Source organism: Mesorhizobium sp. WSM4310 (assembly GCF_007003935.1).
Classification (GTDB): Bacteria; Pseudomonadota; Alphaproteobacteria; order Rhizobiales; family Rhizobiaceae; genus Mesorhizobium.
In genome coordinates, this window is the sequence record NZ_VFTA01000016.1 from 24,334 (window position 1) to 49,701 (window position 25,368).

Consider the following 25,368-nt stretch of genomic DNA (forward strand, 5'->3'; position numbering starts at 1 on the left):
ACGACTGCCCAGTTCAAAACTGACCTGGCTCCATGCTAGTGGCAAATGTCGGCTGGCCATCCGTGCCCCAGTGTCTCTGTCAGGCCAACCGCGCAACCGCGGGCCTGGGGCAATCACTCCCCTCGGATCTGCCACCCAGCAACTACGGCAAGTCCTCCGGGCATGACCTTGCAGCCTCTGCTGGCCGGTGCGTGGCGCAGTCCGAGGTTTTGAGGCCGGCAGTGCGGATTTGATTGGTGCAGCCGTTGGAATGCCCTCGTCAGCTAGTCGTCAACTAAGCGCCCTATGTTGAACAGCCGTGCTAACTTGAGCTCGGTTGCGAAACATAGGAGTACGAATCGTCATGTATGGTCGAATTGGTGGCTCATCCGATAGTTACCGCGCGCATAATGCCGGCGAGCAATCGGATGCAGGAAGCGAAGGGTTCGCGGACACATTTGCCCGAATGCACTTATCCGGATCGGAAGGTAGCGGCGCCTCATCATCGGCGGCTCCCCAAGCATACTCCCTCAATTCCCGACCTCCTGTGGTGGAGATCAACAGGACTTCCTTCAGGAGACAGGTGAGGCAATTTCATGGTGATGAAATCACGCACATCGCCGACAATCCTCAAGAGTATTCGGAGTTCGTATCGTCACGAGCCAGGCGCACCGCGGACGTTGCTCAGCAATATGGCATCCGTCGAGATACGGAGCACGCGCGATATTTCAGTTACCAATTGGGAGACCGGAGTGCCGGACTGCTGAGAATGGAAGGCGGATTCAGCATGAACGAGTTCGAATCGGAAAGTTGGCGGGAACAATTTCCTGGTCGAACTGAGGTCACTTCCATAGTGGATCTTCAAGTCGCCCATCCGCTCGTCGAAAATGCGGGCGATATTCTGCTGGAGCATCAACTTCGGATAGACGGCGACCGACCGTTGCTGAATTGGCGTGCGGCTAATCCGGAAGCACAAGCGCGCGCGCAGACGATGGGGTTTGTTGAAGTGGATCATGGCGACCTGGTGCTTGACCCTACGCAGCATCCCGACAAATGGACGAAGAACAGTGCCGGTGAGTGGCAGCGTGCAGGCAAACCTCCACTCTATCTCCACAAAACCGAGGATAGCGACAGCAGCGATAGCGGGTCCGACGACGATTTCATGTGATTTGTCGACCCGCCGCCGAGCCTTGCAACTGGTGACGGTTGCAAGGCTGTTGGCAGTGAATGCTAATTGTCCGGCGACAGCCCCGCCTTAGCGCCAGCGCCGCCGAGCAATCCAGCCCATCTCCCAGACAATAAACTGCGGATGCGCATCGTGGGTGCTTGCGAGCGGATTGTATTCGGGCCGGAACTCCGCCTCTTGGAACCGAGCTCTCCCGAATCCAATTTTCTCCACCACACCGTTGGGTCGTTGCGATGCGCCGATCCCGATCGGATCGGCTATGCCTGCTCCGCGCTCGCAGGAAGACCTTCCGCCTCGATCTTGGCGGCGCGATCTCGGCGATAAGTTGGATGGGAGGCAAGATACGCCGCCACGTCAACAGCCGGTAACGCGACATCGCAAATCGGCCCTGACGGTAGCCGATCGACTCCAATCGCCGGACCGCAACTCGCGCAGCGGCATTCGCGGTTTGGCCAGGAGAAATGCTCGCTGACTCACAGCGTGGCCGGCCGCATTCTGAGTGCCCTGTCATGCAGCCTGCGCCGACGGGAGCTCGGCACGCGAATGGCGTGGTTGGCGGCCAAGCCCTGAGGTCAACAAGGACTTACAGAAAGCGGGGGTGAGTTTGCCGCGATGAATTATGACCTTCTCGCGACCGGACCTAGCATCGGCTTCCTCTCGCTCTCGATTGTAGCCGCGCTGTTCGTTGGATTTAACGTGGCAAGCGGTGAATTCGGAATCAGCCAGCCCTTCCAAGTTTCTGGCCATGACGGGGCGACTCGTGTGGATGTGCACCCACATCGGGCTCGGCATCGCACCATTGACCAGCATCTTGGGCTGCAGCTTCATCTCAAACAGCTTTCCTGGCTCGCCACGCAGCGCGACCGGTGCCTCCGGCGGCATCAATTCGTCGGCATTGCACAAATGTTCCAGGTATTTTTGCGCCGGAAATGCGTAGGTCTTCATGCAATCAGTCGTAATGCCGGCTTTTCCTTCATTCAATGCGTTGGCCTGTCCCAGCACCATGTTCAGCAACCCTTTGAGCTGGTCTGTGCGTTCGTGCACTTTGGGTAGCTGGGTGGAGGTGAGTAGCAGGCGTACATTACGCCCCTGCAACCCGGCGAGACAGGTTTGCATCTCAATGGCCTGGGCTCGCAGGTACTGGGCCACATCGTCCACGACCTTACCGGCCTCCTCAGGCTTCATCTGGCGCACTTGGGAGACGACGCTTTGCTGACCGGCCAGATCGAACTGCAAAAGTTCGTCCAATCGTTTGAGCCGCTCCGTCAATACCTCCATTGACAACGCGGCGCCCCCGATTGTCGAGCCTGCCCCCGACGAACTCGCAGCCACCTCTTGCGCTCTCACCTGTGTACTCGCAACTTGATCCGAGCGCGCGAGAACCTTGGCTGCTGGCACTGTGCCGGCGTTCGCAGCGACTGGTGTTGATGGCTGCCCGGCGGCAGAAGTCCCGGCGCGAGCTGCCGACTTATGCTTTGACTTCCCTTTCCTTCGCGCTGTAGTGCCTTCTGACACTGCAGCCGTACCAGCAGTGTCAGCCGGTATCGCAGCGCCTGCCCTGGCCGGCATCGCAGCGCCCGCCTGGGCCTGTGGCGCCATGATGGCTGACGGCGGAGACTGCAGGTTCAACAAGTGCATGGCATCGTGCGCAGTGATCCATGCATCGTCCACGATCCGTTCGAACAGTTTCAATGGGAGGCCGGCATCTGGGTAGGTATGGCTTAGCTTGGTATGCACCTCGTGCAACGCCAATCCAAAATCCGAAAGCCGCTCCATGATTTTTTCTACAACCGCGCAATCATGAGCGTTGAGTGTTTTGCCATCATCCATTATGCCCTTCGCCAAAGAGAGGGCGCGAAGAGCTTCTTGAGCGGCGCTTGCCATCAGCTGCACCACTCCATTTCGACCGACGAGGAGTTCCTTCAAATCTGGCTCGAACCTGCTCGCCCGCAGTTCAATCTTGGCCCGCGCAAGACCGATCCGCTCACGGACCAGCCAGATCCTGACACTCAGTACCGAGCCGGCACGCAGCCGCAGTGCGCACCGCTCGGCTTCCCGCATCACGGGCGTTCCACTGGATAGGCTAGCGGTGGCAGCGCAGGCGGATCGCTGCCGTTCGGAGCGCCATGCCTTTTTTTCCCACCACTTAATTGCCGCCGTATGGTGGTTCTCCACATTTAAAATCAACAGCTCCTGCCGGTCCGCCTGGGAGTAGGAGTAGAGTTTATCGACCATACCTGCCGCTTTCTTGGTCTTTTTGTCCAATTTCGTGATCGTCGACAGGCCAAGTTTGTCTACTTCATTCGCGGCGTCGCACACGATCTGGCAACATCTACGCACCTTGTCGTCTGGCATAATTGTCTGCGCCTCAGCCGCAGGCAGGCTAGCGCGGTACTCCAGAATTGCTGAGGCTGCATCGACGACCCCACTGATCAGCTCCACCGCCTCCTCGGGGACGTCGGTTTTCCTGGCCGCAGCCTCGCAATCAGTCAGTTGTTGAACAAGACTGTTCATTCTGAGCTGTGTCGGACTGATATCTTTATTTGACGATGAGCTGGTGCCTTCCACCTGCGCGGTTGATAGTTGGCTACCGACCGGCGCCATGGCTTCGCCCTCAGACATGGAGGGAGAACCGCGCCGCCTTGCGGCTGCGCCACGTGGCGCTACGGTTCCGCGTGGTGGCGCAGCGGCTCCACGTGGCGGTGTGTTCAGGATTTGATCTTCGCCAATCGAGGCGCCTGGCAGACTTTCGCGGGCATCGCCTGGACCGCGCGCAACTGGAAGGGAGGAGGGCCTCCTATCGGCGTCCCCAGAGCGCATCTGCTCCACAACGGAATCGAATGACTGTCCACCTTCTCCCGCAGCAAGACTTGATTGCGAAAGGGAACTGCTCGCCCGCCCCGCGCGGCTGGCTCCAGTTTCAGCCTGCGATTTCCGTGGTCGGCCAATGCCCTTCATATTGCGTCTCCGTAGTAGGCGAGAATGTGCTGCTATTGTGCTGGCGGCTGACGAGACCAGCGGCATCTTTCGGTTAACGTCACGGTCAGCCAGACCCGCGACGGCGTAATGTTCCCGCCAAAGTGCTTCTCAGTAGCAGGCCAAGATTGGCCCGAGCTCACAGGACTTTCGCAACGTTGCCATCGATGTCCTGAGATTATCAGCGCTTCAGTCCGCCGATTTCCAGGAACAGCGAATGAAATCAGACCAACTCGGCTAGCTCCCCTTCCTAGACACGTGCCTGACGATTTTATTGATGCGTCACTCCTCTCGTTCGCCACCGACAAAGTCACACATTTGCTTCAGAGAAGCGTGTGCGTTGCGTATCACGCGGACCATTTCGATCTATAGTTACAAAAAGTGTCGAGACGGGACCTTTGGATCCGAAGGTCAGGCACGGCCGGCCTAGATAGACCGCTTGGCTGACGATTAGCTGACGATGGGAGTTCTCACGAACAGGGCAAGAAAATCCGACCGCTTCAAGCTTTCGATATGGTGAGAAGAGGATCCGCACCGGCCTCCCAAAGCCGGCAGACCATCCCATGTTCGTACGGTCGCCGACCTTCTCGAAGCCAATGAGCTCACCGCGCCGGGCCGTGATGTGCAGGCGAGAGAATGGTGATGCAAAGACCGAGTTCCTGCTCGTTGCGTGCGCCCGTGGAGCCAGCAAGAATACGGTCATTGCGGTCATGCAGCACGTGGACCGTGTCTCCTGTTCGACACCACAGCATCGAGGATGCAAACGAGCTGCTGCGGCTGCCATTCGGTCGCGGCATGCGTGGACGGCGGGATTGGCCGAACAGCCGAGATCGTGGTCGACTGTTCGATGCGAGAGCAACATCCTGCAGAGCATACGTTTTTGCGCTGGCCGGTTTTTGTCAAAAGCCGTCAGGTTCTCGAAAGCTCCCGCCCTTAGCTTGATCGAGGCTAACCTTTAACACGTCGCCGCCAATGGCAAATGCCGGAGTACCTGATGATAGCAGCAATTGGGAGTGGAGTTGGCAACCTCGGGACTTCCTTGATCCGAAAGGGCCATGGGGATTCGAAATCCGAGCATTCTGGTGATGGCAAGCCGGCTGATGGCAATGATGGCAAGCCAGCTGGTGGGAATGATGGCAAGGCAGCTGGCGGGAACGATCGGGCGGATAACCGGACCGTTTCAAATGATCAACTTCAAGACAACTCACAGTCTGCAGCACAAAGTGAAGCCTTCCAAAGTATCCTGCGATCGTTCGCGTTCCAATTCGCGAACGATGCGATGGCTGAGGCCGATGAAGCTTTGGATGACACAGAAGATGCCTGACGCGGGAAATCCGGCGTGAGGTCATACAGGCCGTTATTGACGGCACAACTCCAACAGAAAAAGGAATGATCATGGCTGCAGTTGATAATAATAAAAAATCAGGCAATACCAATACCAGTAGCGCCGGCAATACCGATAAAACTAACAGTGGCACTCCCGGCAATACAAGCGGAGCTGATGCTACTGCTTTTCAGGCGCAAGTGCAGGAACTAACCAATGTTAGCTTGGAGGCGACGAAAAGGAGTGTCCAGTTGCGCACTCTAACGACCAATCTCCAGACCATCAAGAAGGCCGCCGACGAACGCGTTTCGTAATGTCGGAAGCGGGTTTTAGACTGCCCCCTAGCGCGTCTCCTTATTGACGCGACGTAGTCCCGAAATGAGCCGCATGGCAATTGCCATGCGGCTTCTATCCTGTTTGAGAGATGCTCTGTGGATGACGCCGTTTCCCTCCGTTTCGAAGTGCGTTCGGGGCACTATTGCGGTCTGACCGGCAAGACGGATCTTCAAAAGTGTTTAATCGGCAGCGGCTTCGATGCCGATTTGGTCTTTGTCGAGCAGGGACTGGCACCGCATCACCTTCGTGTAACTCTTCTTGGCAAGTCGATCGAACTGGAGGCGCTTGCACCCGGACTCAGTATCGAGGGCAACCGGAATATCGCCGCAGGCCAGTCCGTTGTTGTGCCCCTTCCTGTCGTCCTGCTCGTAGGCGAGATGTCCATTGCTTTGTCCGTGCAGGATGCAGAGCCGCCTGGTTCGACCGGCATACCGCGCCTACCGATCGGTGTGCTCGCCATGGTCATAATCAGCTCACTCGGGATCGGCGCGCTTTCAGGCACGATCTCCTATCTTGGCAATGCAAGTGGATCGAGCCCCAATTCACTTCGGGCTGAAGTCGCGTCCAGAACGATCAGTCACCGCGCTGACAATGAACTTACGGAGGCAGCGGCCCAAGAGCTGCAGGAGGAAGTCGATCGAGCGGGTCTTCTCGACGTCAAGATTGGGTCGGCAAAGGGTGTTGTGACCGCCGAAGGCACCGTCACGTCTGAATCGGTCATCAGTTGGCAGAAGCTTCAGCAATCGTTCGATCGTCGCACCAAGGGTACTCTAACACTGGTGAACGGAGTGCTCATCAAAGAGGAGAAGGCGCCATCCGCAATCGCGGTCGAAGCTGTGTGGCATGGGGTCCAACCATATATTGTCATCGACAGCGAGAAGTATTTTGTCGGCGCCATTTTGGCTGATGGATGGGTGGTCGAACGTATTGAGGACAGCCGTGTGCTGCTGAGCAGGAATGGCCGCATTGCTGCTCTCCAATATTGAAAGCTCGCAGGCCCCATCAAGCAGCACTCTATGGCCAGCCAAACATCCTGTCGCGCTCGGTGCTGACAAGCTGGCTGCGTTGGAAACATTTGCTGCCCAGCCATTTCGCGCCTGCTTGTGGCTCTCATGCAGGGTCACGCGCTGGCCAAGGCTGAGGCGCCTTCGGAGTTCGAAAGCCACGTTTCATGGCGTAACAGCAGAGTAAGTCTCAACCGATTGCAAAGGTGTCTCGATGGCCAACGTCCTGCGTGACTTCATCAAGCGTGCGCCGGCCAGCCCGGATTTAATGGTTGCGTTGATGCTGCTTCTGGCTGTCGCGATGATGGTCATGCCTATCCCGGTCGTGGTGGTCGACGCCCTGATAGGATTCAATATGGGGTTGGCCATACTGCTGATGATGGTTGCCCTGTATGTCAGTACTCCACTTGATTTTTCCTCTTTGCCCGGCGTTATTTTGATTTCCACTGTATTCCGTCTCGCGCTCACGGTCGCAACGACGCGACTGATCCTGGCCGAGGGGGAGGCCGGCAGCATTATTCATACTTTTGGCGATTTCGTCATTTCAGGCAATATCGTGGTGGGTTTCGTCATATTTCTGGTCGTCACCATGGTGCAATTCATGGTCCTCGCGAAGGGTGCCGAACGGGTGGCAGAAGTGGCGGCGCGTTTCACGCTGGATGCTCTGCCGGGCAAGCAAATGGCGGTCGACGCAGAGCTACGCAACGGCCACATCGATGCCAACGAATCCCGCCGGCGGCGCGCCGAATTGGAGAAGGAAAGCCAACTCTATGGCGCGATGGACGGCGCGATGAAATTTGTGAAGGGCGATTCCATCGCCGGGCTGGTGGTTATCTGCATCAACATGCTGGGTGGAATTTCGATCGGCCTGCTCTCCAAGGGCATGTCCTTCGGCGAGGTACTGCATCACTACACTCTGCTGACGATAGGCGATGCATTGATATCGCAGATTCCGGCCCTTCTGCTCTCCATTACTGCGGCGACCATCGTCACCCGTGTGACTGGGACGGCGAGGATCAACCTCGGTACAGAAATGGTCAGTCAGCTCACGGCCAGCACTCGAGCCTTGCGACTGGCGGCCGGCGTCCTGGTTGTAATGGGGTTCGTTCCTGGGTTTCCCCTCCCCGTCTTTCTGATGCTGGCCGCAGTGTTCGCTGCGGTAAGCATTGTCAAGGCTGATGTGCTGGGCGCCGGCACTGCCGATGCGAAAGGTGGAACTGCAGCGGAGCCTAAGCAAGCCGCGCCTGCGAAGGAATTCCCGATCGCATTTTTTCTAGCGCCAGATCTTATGCAGGCGGTCGATCAAGCCGAATTGCAAAAACATATTGGGCGCGTTTCGCTCCTGGTCACAGCCGATCTGGGCATTATCGTTCCTCGCATCCCTGTCTTGGTTGACGAGCAGCTGCCTGAATCGCAATTCCGAATTGATGTCGAGGGCGTGCCAGTCGAACAGGACGCCTTAGATCCAAACCAGATGGCGCTCCGAGCCGATGTAGCGCACGTCGACTCGAGCGGTGTCCCCCTTAGACGTGAGCCGAAAACGGACAGACTCCCGGTTGAACATACCCCTGCAAAGGCCCTTACGGGCGCCGGCACGGAGCATAGGGCTCCCGGCGAACTCCTCGCCTTGCGCGTCCATGCAGCGTTGACCCGCTACGCACCGCGATTGGTGGGCATCCAAGAGACCCGACATTTCCTGGGCCGAATGGAGCAGGAATATTCTGAGCTTGTGAAAGAGGTGCTACGCACGACGCCGATTCCTCGGATTGCCGATGTTCTGCGCCGCCTCCTGGAGGAAGGTATCCCAATCCGCCACACCCGTCTCGTGTTGGAGGCATTGGCCGAATGGAGCGAGCGTGAGCAGAACGTTGCCCTGCTGACGGAATATGTCCGTTCTGGTTTGAAGCGACAGATCTGCCACCGCCATGCCAACACGGAGGGCATCGTGTCCGCCCTGGTCGTCGAGCGCGAGAGCGAGGATGTGATGCGTGGCGCGGTTCGAGATTCGGATGCAGGCCCCTATCTCGCACTGGAGGATCGGCAAAGCGAAGCGATGCTATCACAGATACGTCAGGTCCTTTCGAACGCAGAACCGGGTCAAACCCGCCCTATTCTGTTGACGTCGATGGATGTCCGACGTTTCGTCCGCGGCTTTCTGACGCGAAACGGGGTTGATCTCGCCGTGCTGTCTTATCAAGACCTCGCCTCCGACTTTACAATTCGCCCCGCAGGATCCGTCACACTCCCGCACGGATCGAACAGCGGATTGTTAGAGTAGTCCCACCTTTCCTAACTGAACGCCACGCGCCTCCCCGATAACTGAGAGATAACATGAATAGTAATACAGTTTCTCCATCGCCTATGTTTCTGCGCCGGAACTCACTTCTTTTTGCCGTACTCGCCATTCTGCCTTTGGGCGGTTGCGCCAGCTGGCAAAAGCCGGCTCTTTCCGTGCAGGAGACATCTTCCCCCGAGTTGCTCAGCGCCGATCAAATCGATCCGGCTATGCGCGAACGCATTTTGCGCGAAGTTGGTCAGGATGTTCAAGAGCGGGCTTTGCGGGATGAGGTGAAGCAGCACCCGGACAATGTTGATGCGGCGATACGACTTACAAATGCCTTGGTGGGCCAGAAGCGCCCGCACGAAGCGGTTGAGGTGCTCGACAGCGTCTTGGTTGCAGCCCCAGGAAACGTACGTGCATTGAATGCGAAGGGCGTGATTTTGGACATTGAGGGGCGGCATGACGCGGCACAGGCCCTGTATCGGCGAGCTCTCGAAAACGAGCCAGGCAATCAGATGGTGCAGCATAACTTCAATCTGTCGCTTGCCTTTAACGGCAAGTCCGAACAACCAAGGTTAGCACGATCGCAATAGGTGGGCACAGTGCATGCGCAGCCTGTTCCCCGGCTCGAACACGCGCTCGGCTCCCATCATAGATGGCCCCCTGAAGAGAGCCATATCTATGCAAAACAGTTGCTCCAGATCTGGCCGGCAGAGATCGGCAGGAGAGCCGGATGACATCACGCGGCCACCCGCAAGGCCACCCGCCTCGCTTCGTTGCCAGAGCGCCCTCTCCCTCGCCGGTCACCGTCTCGCAATGCGGCGACCTGGCTTAAGGCGGTCGACCGAGCGCCCGATGCAGTAGCCATGAATACGTAACGCAGCGATGGACCCGCCGGATCGTGTCGCGCTTGTGCTGGCCGTCCCTGCCATTACAGCACGGTGATTGTAGCTGGATCATATTCTAGAGGCATCGATGGTGTGGATGCCTTCGATCCAAACAATCGATTTGTTGAATTCGTCCGCCTGAGGAAATTAGCTGCGGCGATCCGACTTCCGACGCCTGCAGGCGCAAAACCAACAGCGTGAGCGCTGCGGGTCCGGAGGCAGGCTGCAAAGTGCAATCACCAGCGCTGATAAGCGGCAAGTGAAGAATGTATCGCTCGGGCAACTCCTGTGTTGTGCACGGTTGCCCCGCGAGGTGAACTGTAGCAGCTTGGCAGCTCAGCGTTCACGAAAGGAGAAAAGATTTGGGGCCAAGCAAAGACCGGCTTTTTTGATTGTCTTGCTGTATCGCTATGGTGGGGCGGGCGCGACCGCTCCCATAATTCAATACGCTGCCTTTAGCGATGGACGATGACGGGATGCGTCGCCGAGACTTCAATGGTGGAGGAGCAGCGCACCCGTCGATCCATTTGCTTTCAGCGGCAACCGCCACTATGAAGCGACACTTCGCCCAACTGTGTTTCAAGCTGCCCGGAGAAGTTTATGACAGAAGAACCCCACAAGACCGACATCCTCATCGAGCTCACTGCCGATGTTGTATCAGCCTACGTCTCCAACAACCCCGTCCCGGCGGGGGAGCTTCCTGCCCTGATCGCCCAAGTGCACGGGGCTCTAAACGGCACGGCTGGACTCATACCGGCAGAAGAGCCTGTGCCTGTAAAAAAACCTGCTGTCCCGATCAAAAAGTCGATCGAACCGGACTACATCATTAGCCTTGAAGACGGCAAGAAATTCAAATCGCTAAAGCGCCATCTGGCGACGCACTATGGTCTGACCCCAGACGAATATCGCGCCAAATGGGGTCTGCCGTCGGATTATCCCATGGTGGCGCCGAATTACGCCGCTGCGCGCTCCGCCTTGGCCAAGACCATGGGACTCGGCCGCAAACCGAAAGAGCCGGAAGCCCCAGCCACGGCGCCGGCGAAACGGACCCGCAAGAAGGTCGCAGCCTAAATCCGTATCAACAGTCGTTCGGACGCGCAGCAGCCGTTGGCCCAATCTGCGCGGAATCAAAGGGCGGGGATGAGCCCCGCCTTTCCCGTCCAAGAGCCTCATTTCCAGAGTAATTCATGATGGCTCCAGCAATCCCTGCCGCGGCATTAACTTGCATGCTCCGGCCCGGGTTTCGAGCCGTCAATGCGTTCCGGCGATGACGAACCTTGCCAAGGCTTTCCCGGACCGTTAGCCAGCCTTGCTGAGGCTGCCTGCAGAGGACTTTCCCGTGCGGCGATCCTGTTCCACCTCGTAGTTGATCTTCTGGCCCTCATTAAGGGTCGACAGGCCCGCTCGTTCAACAGCGGAAATGTGGACAAAGACATCCTGACCGCCGTTGTCAGGCTGAATAAAACCAAAACCCTTCGTGCTGTTGAACCACTTCACCGTTCCAGTCGCCATATCCATTCCTTTGTAATAAGTCGCAACTTAGGCAGGCCATTCACGCCAGCCTGATTTGTACACGAGACTTTAGGCGCATCAAAATCGGAAAATTGCAAGGCCCACTCGATCGCCTGATCTCCAGCAGCAACTGCAACATATGCGAGGCGCGTGCCAGACGAGGCGTATGCCAGACGTTTCGTCGTGCGCTGTCGCTCGAACGTTGACAGAAACAATGACACACCTTGCAAACTCGGCACATCTTGTGGACGTGCTCGGGTCGCTTCTCGACTGCGATACCCGCTCCTGACCGGGTATCGTCGGCCAAAATGAGAGTTTTTGTCATGTGCCGCCAGACCGAAAGATCAGGCGCGCAGCGACCTGCACATTCAAACCGGAACCCGCGAACCTCGATTAGCTTCTGCCTGCTCCGAAGGGCGGTAGCCTGCTCTGAGGCGGGCCACTGTCGGGTTGAAAACCAACTGTCGGGTTCGGAACCCCAGATTGTCGGCAAGGTACGCGCCGCCCACTGGTTGGCCAAAGGGGCACTGGCTCCTGATCCTGCCGCCATGCTCGCCCGATCTCAACCCGATCAAGACAGGTCTGCTCAAAACTCAAGGCGCGGCTGCGGAAGAAGGCGGCCAAAACTTTCGACGCTCTCTGCGGAACTCTCGGCGATATCTGCCAGCTGTAGGAGCCAAATCAAAAACCATTAATTGCGACAGGTGATTTTATGACATTCATTGCGAAGAGGCCAGAATGAACAGCGGAAGAGAGTAGCAGCTCTCTGGTCGCGGCGAGGTGGATCGTCGACACGATCGGCACCTGGCCCGTGCGGGGATCGCACCGCAGCCAGCACCAGAGCCAGACCTTGACCGCTTGCCTTGCTCAGGCGCCACAACAACGAGTGGCTGGAAGCAGATCCACGTGAACTCAGCGATATCGATCAGACGATGCTTACCCTCATGAAAGCCGATCCCGACGCTGTCCAGCGCCGCGAAATCCTGACCAGCATATGGCGCATCGGATGCCACCGCCTGCACACTCACCATCGACATGCCGGAACTCGGAACCAAAGGCCGCAAGCCTCGCCGGCCTCGGCAAAATGGAGCGGCCGCGCCTTCATCCGGGGCGGCCGGGCCAATGTTCGCCAGGCCCTCTACATGCCCGGCCCTTCGCCCTGCGCTTCAACCCCGACCTCAAGGCAAAATACCAGGCGCTAAAGGCGGCAGGCAAACCCGCAAAGGTCATCATCTTGTTGCGAAAGCTCCTCATCCTAGCAAACGCTCTCCTCAAGGCGCAGCGAAAATGGCCCCTAAAACCCTTGACCGAAACGGATACCTTAGCCTTTCAGGTGAGGCGGGCCGAGATAGACCAACCGCGGGTTTAACTTCGCGAGTTTAAGCTGATTATGCCGATGCAACTCTAGCGCCTGCGCGACCGTTTTAGCTTCCATCAACAAGGCGGCAGGCTGGGAGGAAGTACCCTCCCCTGCCGCGAACAAGCTTTGGACAAAGCCCCACCTTGTCCGTAATGTGATCGGGAGGCCGGGGCGCGGCGGTGCTCAGCGGATGTGACGCGCGAGATCTGCGACCCTACCCATCAGCACTTCCATCGGTCCTCGCTGGAAGATGCGCAGCCAAAGCACCGCAAAAGTGCTGATAACCACAACGAAGCCAAAGAGCGTGGACAGGCTCTCGTCTTTGAAAATGTTTATCTTCATAAGATAGGCTATTCCCGCAATGTGCAGCACATAGGCCGTCAAAGACATCGAGCCGACTGCGATTATTGGCCAGACCAGCTTTCGCAGACGCGGGAGCGCATCCACAGCGAGCATGCAAGCCGCCAAGATGATCATTGCGCAACCGGTGCTGCCCACGATCGAAAGCGTCGTTTCGCTATGAGGTGCGGCTATCCATGACGACTTGACTATAAATGACGACTTGGAAGGCTCAAAAGCGCCGTCAACGTCAGACCACCACAAGGAGGTTTCAGTCAAAGCGCGGGAACTCAGCGCGAGCAAGGATCCCCCATGGCCCAACACGGCCAGCGCGACCCCCGCCAGACCAAGGCGCCAATGCGCTGCTAGCGTATTAAGATTAAGGCGCGCGATGGCCATGCCAGCGATGAGGAAAGGAACCCAGGTCACCGCGGGATAGTAGCCGTTGACCATGAGGTTGAAGACCGGGTCGAGGAGGTTGGGGGCAACCGACAGAAGGGAGGAACGGACTTGCGGGAGAACTAATGCCGTAGCGGCAGCGATCAAGCCCAGCTGATATGCGCTGAGCCGATGGAGCGGCAATACCAACAAGAAGCAAATTCCGTAGTATTCTAGGATGACTTCGACCTGGGTACCGAGGCAGCCCAGGATTGAGCCAAGCGCGAGCAAAACAAGGGCACGAATTGCGACTCTGGCGATGGCCTGTCTACCGGCTATCCCCGACTTCGGCGCCTTGCGACCTGTAATCAGGAGGATTGAAAAACCGGCCAATACGGCAAACAGGGCCGACGGCCGCCCATGGGTTAGTTCCATCAGAAACCCGACTAGTCCTCCTTCGCCGGGGTCGGGACCGAGATGGGCGGCATACATCCCGAAGACAGCCAGGCCCCGAGCGAGGTCGATGCCGACCAGCCGATCTACTACCGACCCATTCCTAGCGTCGGCAACCGGTGCCTTCATTACCATGGTAGATTCCCTTGTTGGGTGTGTGGATCGCGGGAGCCGCGATAGGAGAGCCGGTCGGCTGCTGCCGTCGCCTCGTGAAAGGGTTCAAAACATCGCGCCATCTGGCGCATCGAGCCGGCGACAGAGCTGTTCAGCCATTAGCCTGGGGTAAGAACAACAGATCGGCTCACAAAGCCTGTGTCACGGACCTGAAAAGTGGTGTCGCGGAACCGTCGTTTTTTGCATGATGGCTAAGCCGAGAGATCCACTGCACCGACGAGAGACTCAGCGACGTTAGATATCCGATCAGTACGCCGCGGCTCCGCCGGTGACGATCACCCCGGGTGTCAAGGCCAGGGCGTAAACCTGCCATAATCTGTGGTAGTGCGCCCGCGACCAATCCGTTCGACAAAGCTCGGCGCATGGTCGAGCCAATCATATTCTTCCATGTGGCTGTTGCCTGAAAAACCGAAGACGCCGTTCGCTGGTCCAGCTCCAGACCTCGGCCTGCGTCGGTCATTAGAACCGGCGCGCCTGTTTCCCAAATCAATTTGCTGATGCAGCCGCCGGGGGTCACATTGAGCAAAAGTGCCGAGTTCAGGACGGGTTTCATAGGGGCTCTTCGTTTGGCTTTGTTAACGACCCCTTTCTTGCAAGTTGTAGCTGACAGCAGCCTGAAAGCTCCCCAAATAATTCGCTGCCGCCGGTTCAGCCTATTGTCAGCTTCGACCAATAAGATGGGAGCCTTGCCCTCATACCGGAGCTCGGCAGCATGATGCGAATACTGCTCACTGAAGACGATAAGGACCTTGGAAGTGCTATGCACGATCATTTGGTGGCTGGTGGCCACGCGGTCGACTGGGCCAAGAACCTGTCCGAAGCGCGCGATTATGCAGCTGTGGTCGGCTACGACCTTATTTTGCTCGACGTTCACCTGCCGGACGGCAATGGGATCGACTATCTGCGGGAGCTGATCAAGGAACTTGAATCGGCACCGGTCATCATTCTGACAGCCTGCGATCGGATTTCGCATCGCATCGAGGGCTTCAACGCTGGAGCCGACGACTATTTGGTCAAGCCGTTCGATCTGGGGGAACTCTCAGCGCGTATCCATGCAGTGGCACGTCGCCATGGGCATTTTCCGGAGCCGCAATTTTCGGTTGGGACGCTTTCCATACAGGCAGCCGAGCGACGCCTCTTCCGCGACGGGCAGGAGGTCTACCTGACTTGACGCGGATGGGCGGTGCTCGACTACCGTCTGCCCCAGCCCTGCACGGTCGTTTCAAAAGGGAAGATCGTGGACGCGCTTTTCGGCAGACGGCGCTGATTCATACTCTAAAAGAAAATTCGGCTTCCAGTTGCCTTGGCCATGACTTTCCTTCCCGAGAGATGGGTGACAGTTCATTCCGGATAGATGGGTTACACTTTCGGCCCTTTGCAAGGAGAGCAAGGTGCCTTGGAAGGAGTGTAACGTCATGGAAGAGCGGCTGAAGTTCGTCGCCCGGCTGCTGGACGCGAGAAGATGGCGGTGCTTTGCCGGGAGTTCGATATCTCGCGCAAGACCGGCTACAAGATCCTCACGCGCTACAACGACAGCGGCCTGGAGGGCTGACGGACCGATCGCGGCGGCCCTATCGCCACGCCAATCAGCTTCCGTTTCAAATCGAGAAGCTGATTGTGCGCCTCAAGCAAGACAAGCCGACATGGGGTGCGCCGAAGATACGCGAGCGGCTGGCCCGGCTGTATCCGGATGTGCACCGGCCCGCGATCTCGGCCGTGCATGCCGTGCTCGACCGCCACGGCATGGTCGAGCGCCGCAAGCGCAGGCGCAACAGGGCGACGGGGACACCACTTTCAAACGGCTGTCGCCCTAACGATCTTTGGTGTGCCGACTACAAGGGCGAGTTCGGCAGAGAACACGGCCGGGACAGGGGATCACAAACACTTGACCGTTCCAGACCCTGGCAGTGGCGCATCGATTGACCGTTGGCTCTGTTCGTGGGCACCGAAAATAGGGCCTTCTTGGTCCTCGGCAGAGAATATGGCCCGGACGGGGGATAACAAACACTTGACCGTTCCAGACTCTGGCAGTGGCGCATCGATTGACCGTCGACTCTGTTCGCGAGCGCCGAAAATACGGACGACCCCTATGGTCAAAGTGCACTTCTGACCTGCTAGGCACTGTTCGATAACTGGAGGCACCCGCTACGGTGCCCTCGTATTTAAGACACCTGTCAGTTTCAAGCCTGGACATTGACGCGTGGCGCGGCTGCCATTCGTTGACCGCCACGTCGAATTGCCCGCCAACCAGTGTACAGCCGCCGGTGGTCACATTGAGCAAAAGTGCCGAGATCAGGAGGGGTTTCATAAGGCCTCTTCGTTTGGCTTTGTTAACGACCCCTTTCTTGCAATTGTAGCTGACAGCAGCCTGAAAGCCCCCAGATATTCGCTGGCGCCGGTTCAGCCTACTGTCAGCTTCGATCAATAAGGCAGGAGCCTTGCCCTCATACCGGAGCTCGGCAGCCTGATGCGAATACTGCTCATTGAAGACGACGACGACCTTAGAAGTGCTGTGCACGATCATTTGGTGGCTGGTGGCCACGCGGTCGACTGGGCCGAGGGCCTGTCCGGAGCGCGCGGTCATGCAGCTGTGGCCGGCTACGACGTTATTTTGCTCGACGTTCACCTGCCGGACGGCAATGGCATCGACTATCTGCGGGAGCTGATCAAGGGGCTTGATACAACGCCGGTCATCATTCTGACAGCCCGCGATCGGATTTCGCATCGCATCGAGGGGCTCAACGCTGGCGCCGACGACTATTTGGTCAAGCCGTTCGATCTGGGGGAACTCTCGGCACGCATCCGTGCAGTGGCACGTCGCCAAGGGCATTTTCCGGAGCCGCAATTTTCGGTTGGGACGCTTTCCATACAGGCAGCCGAGCGACGCCTCTTCCGCGACGGGCAGGAGGTCCACCTGTCTGGACGCGAATGGGCGGTGCTCGACTGCCTTCTACGCCGGCCCGGTTCGGTCGTTTCAAAGGGGAGGATCGAGCACGCGCTTTATTCATTCAATTCGGAGTTCGAGAGCAACACAGTGGAGGTTTATGTCAGCCGGCTCCGCAAGAAGATCGGCGGGGATAGAATAGCAACCGTGCGTGGCTCCGGATACAGGCTCGTGGTCACATGACGAACTCGAACAGCATGACGAGAAAGCTGATATCGTGGTTAGGCGGGGCAACGCTCCTGGTTTGGATCGCCGCCCCAACCATTGCTGCGTTCATTTTTTGCAATAATGTAAACGAAAGTTCGGATGACTTGCTCCAGGGGAGCGCAGAGTACAGAGAACCAGAGCTGATCAAGGTCTTGAATGGAAAACACGTTGATCAATACAATAACCACTTGCCAACTTATGAAAAGTACTGGACCTATCGTGAGCAGGTTATTAATAAGTACGGGGTAGTGCTTATTTCTGAACCGGAAGAGGGTCAGCAGCCCTTCCCTGATGCTCCCCTGAGTAACGGCTTTTGGCGAAACGCTGATTACCGCGTCTACACAGAGGAGATCCAAGACGGCGTGTATCATCAGTTGGCCGAACCGCTTGATGGCCGCCGTACCACAATCGCGAAGGGCGCACTTTTTGTCTTCCTTCCGACACTCGTGCTCCTGCCCTTTAGCTTAGCTGTTTGGTGGATCGTGATCCGGCGCTCGCTGCGGCCAATCGAGGTACTGCGACAGCAGATCGGATCGCGCGACGGCGGCAATCTGTCACCAATGGACTTGGGCGATTTCCCGGCAGAGTTGGCTCCAATCGCGGCATCCGTCAATCGGCTTCTCGATCGTCTGCGGGCGGCTCTCGAGGCCGAACGCGAGTTCGCCGCAAACAGTGCGCATGAACTGCGCACGCCGATCGCAGGTTCAATCGCTCAGATGCAGAGATTAGTGGCCGAGCTTCCCAATGGGTCGGCCAAAATGCGTGCGCGCGGCATCGAGCAAGCGCTGTCGAGCCTTGGCCGCCTTGTCGAAAAAGTGCTTCAGCTCGCTCAAGCCGAATCGGGGGTTGGCATGGCGGATCACGCGATCGATCTTGTCCGATCGGTTCGGCTGGAAATCGATGACCTGAGGAAAAAGCCGCAATATGCCGGACGCCTGCATCTTAACGTCGACGGCTGCCCCACTTTGATGCGCAAAGTGGATGTCGATGCGTTTGGGATCCTCCTTCGTAACCTGATCGAGAATGCGCTGATACATGGACTGCCCACTGTTCCGACAACAGTTTCCGTCCAAACTGATGGAACCATCGCTATTGCAAACGCCGGACCGGTGGTGCCCCTCCCCGACCTCGAAGGGCTTACAAAGCGATTTAGTCGTGGTGCTACTCCTGCTGCGGGCTCAGGCCTTGGTCTACATATCGCTAACATGGTTATCCAGCGGATCGGTGGCAGTCTAGAGCTTGCGTCGCCCGCCCGCGGTCGCAATGATGGTTTCGAGGCGATCATACGAATTCCTCAATGACACCGGTGAATTCGACGACAGTTGGACACAGGGCGGATTGCTGGCAAGGCTGCTGACAGGGCGAACTGTACGGCAGTATGTATACGGCGTAGAAATCGTACTTCACACAACGCATTTCGGCCGCGGCAATCAATGCCGCTATCATCGTCTGAGCAGTTCGATCGAAGCGACACGACATGATCGGCAAAATCGAAGGCTCCGCCTCACCGCTCGCTCGATTTCGCCCGGGGAGAAAAAAGGCCATCCGAGAAAGTGCAAGCCGCCGCGCAAAGGCGACGTGTCCAATTGTCTGGGTGCCCCTGTGCGCCGGCCCGATCGGGTTGGCGCAGGTCCAGTAAGGACCCGGACCAACCATTCCATTTAGACGACCGGCAGGTTTTAATCGGCGTCCGGATCGCCGTCCCAAAATGCCCCAAGTATACGGCTAGAAAGGCTGCCAACGATCGAGCTTTGGTCGGAGGCGTGCTTGTCAGCGTCTTGGGTGCTTGACCGGCCTTTGCAATGGCCATCGCCATCGCAAGTATCGTGCGTGGCCAGTGAGACCGCAATTTCATCAGCCTGGAGCCGACCGTATCGGTGCTTTTTTATGATTTAGGGATTTTTCGTTTTCCTCTTGGATCATCACGGGTTTGGAGAGGATCTGGTGTTAAGTGCCATTCGGAGCGCCGGCGAACGGCCCGAAATTAATGTGGTCGAGTGATGAAGCCTCCCGAATGCGTTAAACGAGACCCTTTATGGCGGCCCTGGCTGACAACAGTCTGAAAGCTGCAAGCGGCATGCGAAAATGGGGCGATCCTGAATGACGACAGATGCTATCAACATGAAAGAGGCTCGCCCTGAAAGCTGAGCACGCTTTATGCTCAGGCTGCTGACAAGGCCAAAGCAGCGTAAGTGCGTAGTGAAATCCAAGGTCCACATGGGTCGTCGCGCGTCCCATGCGCCTGGGAAGGCGCCGGCCCGGCCAAGCTTTCCCAGCTCGTCCGCATGATGCTTCGCTGAGCGTCAATGGACGTTGGCGCGAGACCAAGGCGTCGTGCGTTGCAATCCGGACGGTCCAGGGTATCAGGAGTTTCACGGCCTCGGCCCGCTTGGCTGGCCACAGTTGAAGCTCCAACGTACCGGCTGGCACCGGGAAATTGGGCTCTGCGCTGCCTCAACGCTGATGGCACGGTCAATGCTTGCCTACCGATGGGGCCGCCCATGCCGTGATGCTGTCGGTCGACGTTCGCAAACCAGACCCTCGCGAGACCCAGCGAAGGGGCTCGCCGGTACGACGAGGGACCTTACCTCTTTATGCGCGGCATCATTATCGAGGATGACATGTTGCCTTACACGTCGTCCCTCGCGCTCGGGTCTTTGTGGGGCGGATGAAGTCCTGATCGCGGTGGCACTGCTGCATGTTTGCGTAAGACCCATCCAGTCACGATCGCGCTGTCCTTCGATGTCGCGGTGCTGATAGGCGGGCAGATCGGTGTGCGCGGCGCCCGCCAAAGGATCGTCGTCACGCCGGAGGAGGCGAGCGTCATAGCCGGCGCGCCGGCGAAAGGCGCTTTCTGTCGGATGCCCGACAATGTCGGATATCGCAAGTATCAAGGTTGGATCAAACCTTGCGAATCGGGGCTTTCTTACTTGGCACGGGGCATGCTCAGGTATCCGCAAACACCCAATGGATAACGAGCAGACTTCCCATGGCCTCACCATGCCGAAAGTTTCCCGGACGCATCCAAAGATGAGGCTCGCGTCAGGCCCAGCAACACGCTGACGGCTCATGTGGCTCGGCGTCGCGTGCCGATCCACTTTCTCCCAATAGGCGTTCGGGAGACATAGATCCTTCAAAATGAGGAACAGATCACTTTGCCAGGAACGCAGCCCATAACCCCACTCTCCCTACCAGAACTACCAAGCAAGCCCCGCACTCATGGGCTTCGCAGGACGTCCGTTGCGTCCGAGTTGGTCGGCGCGGGGCCGGCTCCGATCCCCGTCGCATGGGAGGACGGCAAGGCGAGGGATTTCGTGCTCGACAACGGCATGGAGGTGGTCGTCATTCCCAACCACCGGGCGCCGATCGTCACCCACATGGTGTGGTACAAGATCGGCAGCGCCGACGAGCCGCCGGGCAAATCCGGCATCGCCCATTTCTTCGAGCATCTGATGTTCAAGGCGACGACCAACCATGCGGGCGGCGAATTCGACCGCGCAGTGTTCGAGATCGGCGGCTCCAACAACGCCTTCACCTCCTCCGACTACACCGCCTTCTATCAGACAGTGGCGCCGTCGGCGCTCGAGCTGATGATGAGCTTCGAGGCCGACCGAATGCGAAACCTCATCCTGACCGACGATGTCGTCAAGACCGAGCGCGATGTGGTCATCGAGGAGCGCCGCTCAAGCACCGACACCAACCCGCAGGACGTTCTCCATGAGGAGATCGACGCGACGCTGTGGCAGAACCACCCCTATCGCATCCCGATCATCGGCTGGATGCAGGAGATCGAGCAGCTGAACCGCGTCGACGCCACCGTCTTCTATGAAAAGTACTACTGGCCCAACAACTCCGTGCTGATCGTGGCCGGCGATGTCGAACCGGACACGGTGCGGGCGCTGGCCGAAAAGACCTATGGCAAGGTGGCGCGCGGACCTGACCTGCCGCCGCGCATCCGGCCGGTTGAGCCCGAGCAGAACACCAGGCGCACCGTCACGCTCTCAGACGCCCGCGTCAGCGTGCCCAGTTTTTCGACGCAGTGGGTGGTGCCGTCCTACCACACCGCCAAGCCGGGCGAGGCCGAAGCGCTCGACCTGCTGGCCGAAATTCTCGGCGGCGGTAACCGCGGCCGGCTCTACCAGGCGCTCGCTGTCCAGCAAGGTATCGCTTCCAGCGCCCGCGTCTATTTCCAGGGCACTATGCTCGACGACACCAAGTTCGCCATCTATGGCGCACCGCGCGGCGATGCCAAGCTGGCTGATCTCGAAGCGGCGGCCGCTGCCGAAGTTGCCCGCATTGCCGAGGATGGTGTCAGCAACGAGGAACTAGGCAAGGCCAAGGACCACTATTTGCTCAATATGATCTTTGCGGAAGACAACCTGGACTGGCTCGCCAGCATCTACGGCTCGACGCTGGCCACCGGCGGTACCGTGAAGGATGTCGAGGAACGGCCGAATCGCATCCGCAAGGTTACCCCCGAGCAAATCAAAGCAGTTGCCGCCCGCTATCTCGCGTTCGACCGTTCGACCACGGGCTATCTCTTGCCCAAGACGGAGAATCAAGAGATGACGCTCGGCGCTCGGCCCCATGCTGCGATGAACATCCAGGAGGTGAAGTCCGAAAAGGGCATCATCGCCTGGCTGGTGGAGGACCACACAGTGGAAATCGTCAACATCGGCTTTGCCTTCAAGGGCGGCACCAAGCAGGACCCGGTCGGGAAGGAGGGGATGGCCAAACTGATGGCCGGCCTGTTCATCGAAGGCGCTGGCCATTACGACAGCGGTGCCTTCCAGGTGAAGCTCGACCATGCCGGCGCCGAAATGAGTTTGGACGCGCAAAGCGACGACATCTACGGATCGATGTGCATGCTTTCCAAAAAGCAGGACGCGGCGTTCGGCCTGCTTCGGCTCGCGCTGAACGCGCCGCGCTTCGAGCAGGGGCCGATCGATCGCGTCCGCGCCGAGATTGTCTCCCGCATCGTCGGCAGCGAGCGAGACCCTAACGCCATCGCTCAGCGCAAATGGCTGCGCGCGATCTATGGCGCGCATCCTTGTTCAAGGCTGGGAGAAGGCACAAAAGAGAGCCTGCCCGGCATCACGCCGTCCGACCTCCGCGCCTTCCACCAGGCCATTTTCGCTCGCGACGGGCTCCATATTGCCGTGGTGGGTGACATTGACGCGAACACGTTGAGGGAAAGGCTTGACCAGCTGTTTGGTGATTTGCCTGAGCAACAAACCCTCGTCCCCGTCTACGATGTCGCGCCGAAACTCGGTCAACTGGTGGAGGAGAACTACGACCTGCCGCAGACTTCGCTGACGTTGGCCTGGCCTGGCGTGAAGCCTAGCGCGCCGGATTTCTACGCGGCCGTGCTGCTGAACGACATCCTTGGCGGCTCATACTTGACTTCCCGCCTTTACGAGGAGGTACGTCAAAAACGCGGCCTTGCCTATCACGTCAGCTCTGAACTAACCCTTGACTCGCTTCTGGTTACGACAGAGACACGCTCGGACTGCGCTGCCCAAACACTGAGCATCGTGCGAGATGTGGTAAAGCAGATGGCGCAGCAAGGACCGACCGGGGCCGAGCTCAAGGCGTCGAAGAAGCACCTGATCGGCGCCTATGCCATCGACCAACTGGGCTCGACCCGCTCGATTGCAGACCGGCTCCTGGATTTGCAGATTCACAAGGCCGACGTCGACTACAACCAGCGTCGCGCCCGCAGCATCGGTCGGGTGACGCTCAAACAGGTCAAGGCGGCGGCCAAAAAGCTGCTTTCGGCCGAGCCCGCCATTTTGGTGGTCGGCCCGCCGCTGGGCGGCAAGGATGAGTAAAGAAACTCATCTCACCTTCCTTCTTCATCGGGGCTTCTCGTGGGAAGAGCGAATGTGGAGGCCCGTGGGCCAAGCAGATCATGCAGACGCGCGGAGTCGTTTTCGCCGACCTTGCGCGGCATTGGCGGTCCGGCGGCCTCTCGCCGAAATGGCGCTCCTCAGCATGTATGCCGCCTTTTTGCAGAATTCAGTCGCATGCCACCAGCAGGCATGGTGGATGAAGCAAACATCCGACTGCTTAATCCATCAATTGATGAACCGCGGGCACTCAAACTAACGAAACTGCTGTCTTTTCATCGGGCTAGCGTGGTCTACCAGCTGCTTTGCCGAGGCCCTACGACGAACCCACTGGTGCAGAATACACACTGACGGCCTGTCGACCTGGATGTTCGCTGCGTTGAGGAGGAATCCGGTATTGCCCCTGTGCCTGCCGATGATCCGCCGTCTGAAATCCCCGCACCTGTTTGGAGCCATCGACCGCCTGCCGGCACTCGGCAGACCAGTTGGCAATAAGACGTTCGAGGTCGTCAATCCGTCGACCGGCGAAGTTTTGGCAGAGCTTCCCGATATGGGCGTGGAGGAGACACGTGCTGCGGTAGACAAGGCCTATGTTGCGCAGTCGGGATGGGCCGCGTTGACGGCCCGAGAACGTAGCGACGTTCTTTGGCGATGGCATCAGCTGATCATCGACCATGCAGGCGATCTCGCCGCGATTCTGACTGCGGAAATGGGCAAGCCGCTTGCCGAAGCCATTTCAGAGGTATCGCATGCGGCGGCGTATCTGCAATGGTATGCCGAGGAGGCCAATCGCGTCTATGGCGAGACGATCTCGGCACCCTCGACAGACCGCCGAATGCTAGTGATCAAGCAGCCCATCGGCGTTGTTGGCACGATCACGCCATGGAATTTCCCGGCCTCCATGGTGGCGCGCAAAATCTCGCCGGCCTTGGCTGCGGGCTGCACAATCGTGCTCAAGCCCGCTGAACAGACGCCGCTCGTGGCTGGCGCAATGTTCGCCCTCGCCCATCAGGCCGGCTTTCCCGATGGCGTGGTCAACCTGATCTATGCGTCCGAAGGTGATCGCGTGGGCCGTGAACTCTGCACCAATTCCAAGATTCGAAAGATCAGCTTCACCGGTTCGACCGAGGTCGGACGGCTGCTGATGCGTCAGTGCTCTGACCAGATCAAGAAGGTCAGCCTTGAACTCGGCGGCAATGCACCTTTCATCATCTTCGATGATGCCGACATTGACGGTGCTGTTGACGGTGCGGTCCAGGCGAAGTTCCGCAATGCCGGCCAGACCTGCGTTTCCGCGAACCGCATTTACGTCCAATCGAGCGTTCACGATGAGTTCGTCAAGAAATTCGTGGAAAGAATCCGGCACTTGTCGGTTGGCGACGGATTCGATGCCGGAGTGGACATCGGACCGCTCATCGACAAGCATGCTCTGGCCAAGATCGAGTCTCACGTCGCAGATGCCATTGCGAAAGGCGGCACAATACGATGCGGGGGCCAGCGTATCGGCAAGAATGGCACGTTTTTCGAACCCACGGTCCTCACCGAGATTTCCAGCGTCATGGCAGTCGCGCAAGAGGAGACATTCGGGCCGCTCGCGCCGATCATTCGCTTCAACGATGCGGATCAGGTCGTGCGCGAGGCCAATGACACGATATACGGCCTCGCCGCATACTTCTATGCCTCAAACCTGAAGCGGGTCTGGCGTGTGGCAGAGGCTCTGGAATATGGCATGGTTGGCATCAACACGGGACGCATGTCCTCGGAGGCGGCACCGTTTGGCGGGATCAAACAATCCGGCATCGGGCGGGAGGGTTCCCGTCATGGCCTCGAGGACTATCTGGAAATGAAATATCTTTGCATGGGCGGGATTTGAAACCTGCTGCACTGTCTCTCCGCCCCACCGGGGGGCGGCCTGCGGTCAATGCCGCCACCTAATTGGAAGTTCCAAACGCCGTTGACCTGAAACACGGATGCCCGGCAGGAGACTGAGCTCGCTGTCGGGCCGGACATGCCTTGGGAGGGCATAAGTCAGCGCTCCTAGGGCCGATGGGCCACTCAGTTCGTGCGCCTTTTGCCGATTGCGTTGCATGTGCCGTGCCAAGCCAAAAAGCATTGATAAACCGCCGATGGATCAGCTTTTGCCCTGTTGCGCATTCTACATTGTGGGATATGCGACAAT

General features: G+C 58.4%; 14 protein-coding genes and 3 pseudogenes. 14 read left to right on the plus strand and 3 right to left on the minus strand.

What is annotated here, in order from left to right; all coding sequences use genetic code 11:
- The first annotated feature begins 343 nt into the window (after window positions 1–343).
- Window positions 344–1,147, plus strand: a complete 804-nt coding sequence (locus FJV80_RS18220; RefSeq protein ID WP_024505378.1) for a hypothetical protein — start codon at window positions 344–346, stop codon at window positions 1,145–1,147.
- Between the two features lie 525 nt (window positions 1,148–1,672).
- On the opposite strand, the gene FJV80_RS18225 is transcribed toward FJV80_RS18220, so the two are convergent.
- A complete protein-coding gene (locus FJV80_RS18225; RefSeq protein ID WP_224570035.1) occupies window positions 1,673–3,787 on the minus strand; it encodes a hypothetical protein in 2,115 nt (704 codons plus the stop codon).
- 1,348 nt (window positions 3,788–5,135) lie between these two features.
- On the opposite strand from FJV80_RS18225, the gene FJV80_RS18230 reads away from it, so the two are divergent.
- The 6 genes from FJV80_RS18230 (at window position 5,136) to FJV80_RS18255 (ending at window position 11,044) form a co-directional block, all read left to right on the plus strand.
- Window positions 5,136–5,465, plus strand: a complete 330-nt coding sequence (locus FJV80_RS18230) for a hypothetical protein (protein ID WP_081714433.1) — start codon at window positions 5,136–5,138, stop codon at window positions 5,463–5,465.
- A 71-nt stretch (window positions 5,466–5,536) separates the two neighbouring features.
- The gene (locus tag FJV80_RS35080) at window positions 5,537–5,779 is read left to right on the plus strand and encodes a nodulation protein NopA (RefSeq protein ID WP_224570034.1); all 243 of its coding nucleotides are present in this window, start codon (window positions 5,537–5,539) and stop codon (window positions 5,777–5,779) included.
- Window positions 5,780–5,896: 117 nt separating this feature from the next.
- Window positions 5,897–6,787 (plus strand): hypothetical protein, encoded by an 891-nt coding sequence (locus FJV80_RS18240; protein WP_024505382.1) that lies wholly within the window; start codon window positions 5,897–5,899, stop codon window positions 6,785–6,787.
- A gap of 232 nt (window positions 6,788–7,019) precedes the next feature.
- Complete coding sequence (gene sctV, locus FJV80_RS18245; protein ID WP_063169272.1) at window positions 7,020–9,083, plus strand: type III secretion system export apparatus subunit SctV; 2,064 nt, start codon at window positions 7,020–7,022, stop codon at window positions 9,081–9,083.
- Window positions 9,084–9,136: 53 nt separating this feature from the next.
- The gene (locus tag FJV80_RS18250; RefSeq protein ID WP_082826568.1) at window positions 9,137–9,679 is read left to right on the plus strand and encodes a tetratricopeptide repeat protein; all 543 of its coding nucleotides are present in this window, start codon (window positions 9,137–9,139) and stop codon (window positions 9,677–9,679) included.
- An 894-nt stretch (window positions 9,680–10,573) separates the two neighbouring features.
- Window positions 10,574–11,044: a MucR family transcriptional regulator gene (locus FJV80_RS18255; protein ID WP_024505385.1), complete on the plus strand. Its 471-nt coding sequence runs from the start codon at window positions 10,574–10,576 to the stop codon at window positions 11,042–11,044.
- Between the two features lie 228 nt (window positions 11,045–11,272).
- Here FJV80_RS18255 and FJV80_RS18260 read toward each other — a convergent pair whose 3' ends face one another.
- Together FJV80_RS18260 and FJV80_RS18265 are read right to left on the minus strand one after the other, a co-directional pair.
- Window positions 11,273–11,485: a cold-shock protein gene (locus FJV80_RS18260; protein ID WP_008874821.1), complete on the minus strand. Its 213-nt coding sequence runs from the start codon at window positions 11,483–11,485 to the stop codon at window positions 11,273–11,275.
- A gap of 1,543 nt (window positions 11,486–13,028) precedes the next feature.
- Window positions 13,029–14,150: a DUF418 domain-containing protein gene (locus tag FJV80_RS18265; protein ID WP_063169274.1), complete on the minus strand. Its 1,122-nt coding sequence runs from the start codon at window positions 14,148–14,150 to the stop codon at window positions 13,029–13,031.
- Window positions 14,151–14,901: 751 nt separating this feature from the next.
- Between FJV80_RS18265 and FJV80_RS18270 the strand changes: the two genes are divergently transcribed.
- The 7 genes and pseudogenes from FJV80_RS18270 (at window position 14,902) to FJV80_RS18300 (ending at window position 25,062) form a co-directional block, all read left to right on the plus strand.
- Window positions 14,902–15,360, plus strand: a complete 459-nt coding sequence (locus tag FJV80_RS18270) for a response regulator transcription factor (RefSeq protein WP_224570033.1) — start codon at window positions 14,902–14,904, stop codon at window positions 15,358–15,360.
- 244 nt (window positions 15,361–15,604) lie between these two features.
- Window positions 15,605–16,037: pseudogene (locus FJV80_RS18275) on the plus strand (helix-turn-helix domain-containing protein); the annotation flags it as partial.
- Window positions 16,038–16,656: 619 nt separating this feature from the next.
- Complete coding sequence (locus tag FJV80_RS18280; protein ID WP_024505389.1) at window positions 16,657–17,316, plus strand: response regulator transcription factor; 660 nt, start codon at window positions 16,657–16,659, stop codon at window positions 17,314–17,316.
- Window positions 17,313–18,641, plus strand: a complete 1,329-nt coding sequence (locus tag FJV80_RS18285) for a HAMP domain-containing sensor histidine kinase (protein WP_063169275.1) — start codon at window positions 17,313–17,315, stop codon at window positions 18,639–18,641. The genes FJV80_RS18280 and FJV80_RS18285 overlap by 4 nt, the downstream gene beginning before the upstream one ends.
- Window positions 18,642–20,591: 1,950 nt before the next feature.
- Window positions 20,592–21,896, plus strand: a pseudogene (locus FJV80_RS18290) (pitrilysin family protein); the annotation flags it as partial.
- Between the two features lie 549 nt (window positions 21,897–22,445).
- Window positions 22,446–23,171, plus strand: a pseudogene (locus FJV80_RS35710) (pitrilysin family protein); the annotation flags it as partial.
- Between the two features lie 415 nt (window positions 23,172–23,586).
- Window positions 23,587–25,062, plus strand: a complete 1,476-nt coding sequence (locus tag FJV80_RS18300) for an NAD-dependent succinate-semialdehyde dehydrogenase (RefSeq protein ID WP_095769043.1) — start codon at window positions 23,587–23,589, stop codon at window positions 25,060–25,062.
- The last annotated feature ends 306 nt before the right edge of the window (window positions 25,063–25,368 follow it).

What these genes read in the sequence shown, in the direction of transcription:
- FJV80_RS18220 (WP_024505378.1), top strand. Translation starts at nt 344, where the DNA reads ATGTATGGTCGAATTGGTGGCTCATCCGATAGTTACCGCGCGCATAAT.
- FJV80_RS18225 (WP_224570035.1), bottom strand. Translation starts at nt 3,787, where the DNA reads ATGTCTGAGGGCGAAGCCATGGCGCCGGTCGGTAGCCAACTATCAACC.
- FJV80_RS18230 (WP_081714433.1), top strand. Translation starts at nt 5,136, where the DNA reads ATGATAGCAGCAATTGGGAGTGGAGTTGGCAACCTCGGGACTTCCTTG.
- FJV80_RS35080 (WP_224570034.1), top strand. Translation starts at nt 5,537, where the DNA reads ATGGCTGCAGTTGATAATAATAAAAAATCAGGCAATACCAATACCAGT.
- sctV (WP_063169272.1), top strand. Translation starts at nt 7,020, where the DNA reads ATGGCCAACGTCCTGCGTGACTTCATCAAGCGTGCGCCGGCCAGCCCG.
- FJV80_RS18250 (WP_082826568.1), top strand. Translation starts at nt 9,137, where the DNA reads ATGAATAGTAATACAGTTTCTCCATCGCCTATGTTTCTGCGCCGGAAC.
- FJV80_RS18255 (WP_024505385.1), top strand. Translation starts at nt 10,574, where the DNA reads ATGACAGAAGAACCCCACAAGACCGACATCCTCATCGAGCTCACTGCC.
- FJV80_RS18260 (WP_008874821.1), bottom strand. Translation starts at nt 11,485, where the DNA reads ATGGCGACTGGAACGGTGAAGTGGTTCAACAGCACGAAGGGTTTTGGT.
- FJV80_RS18265 (WP_063169274.1), bottom strand. Translation starts at nt 14,150, where the DNA reads ATGGTAATGAAGGCACCGGTTGCCGACGCTAGGAATGGGTCGGTAGTA.
- FJV80_RS18270 (WP_224570033.1), top strand. Translation starts at nt 14,902, where the DNA reads ATGATGCGAATACTGCTCACTGAAGACGATAAGGACCTTGGAAGTGCT.
- FJV80_RS18280 (WP_024505389.1), top strand. Translation starts at nt 16,657, where the DNA reads ATGCGAATACTGCTCATTGAAGACGACGACGACCTTAGAAGTGCTGTG.
- FJV80_RS18285 (WP_063169275.1), top strand. Translation starts at nt 17,313, where the DNA reads ATGACGAACTCGAACAGCATGACGAGAAAGCTGATATCGTGGTTAGGC.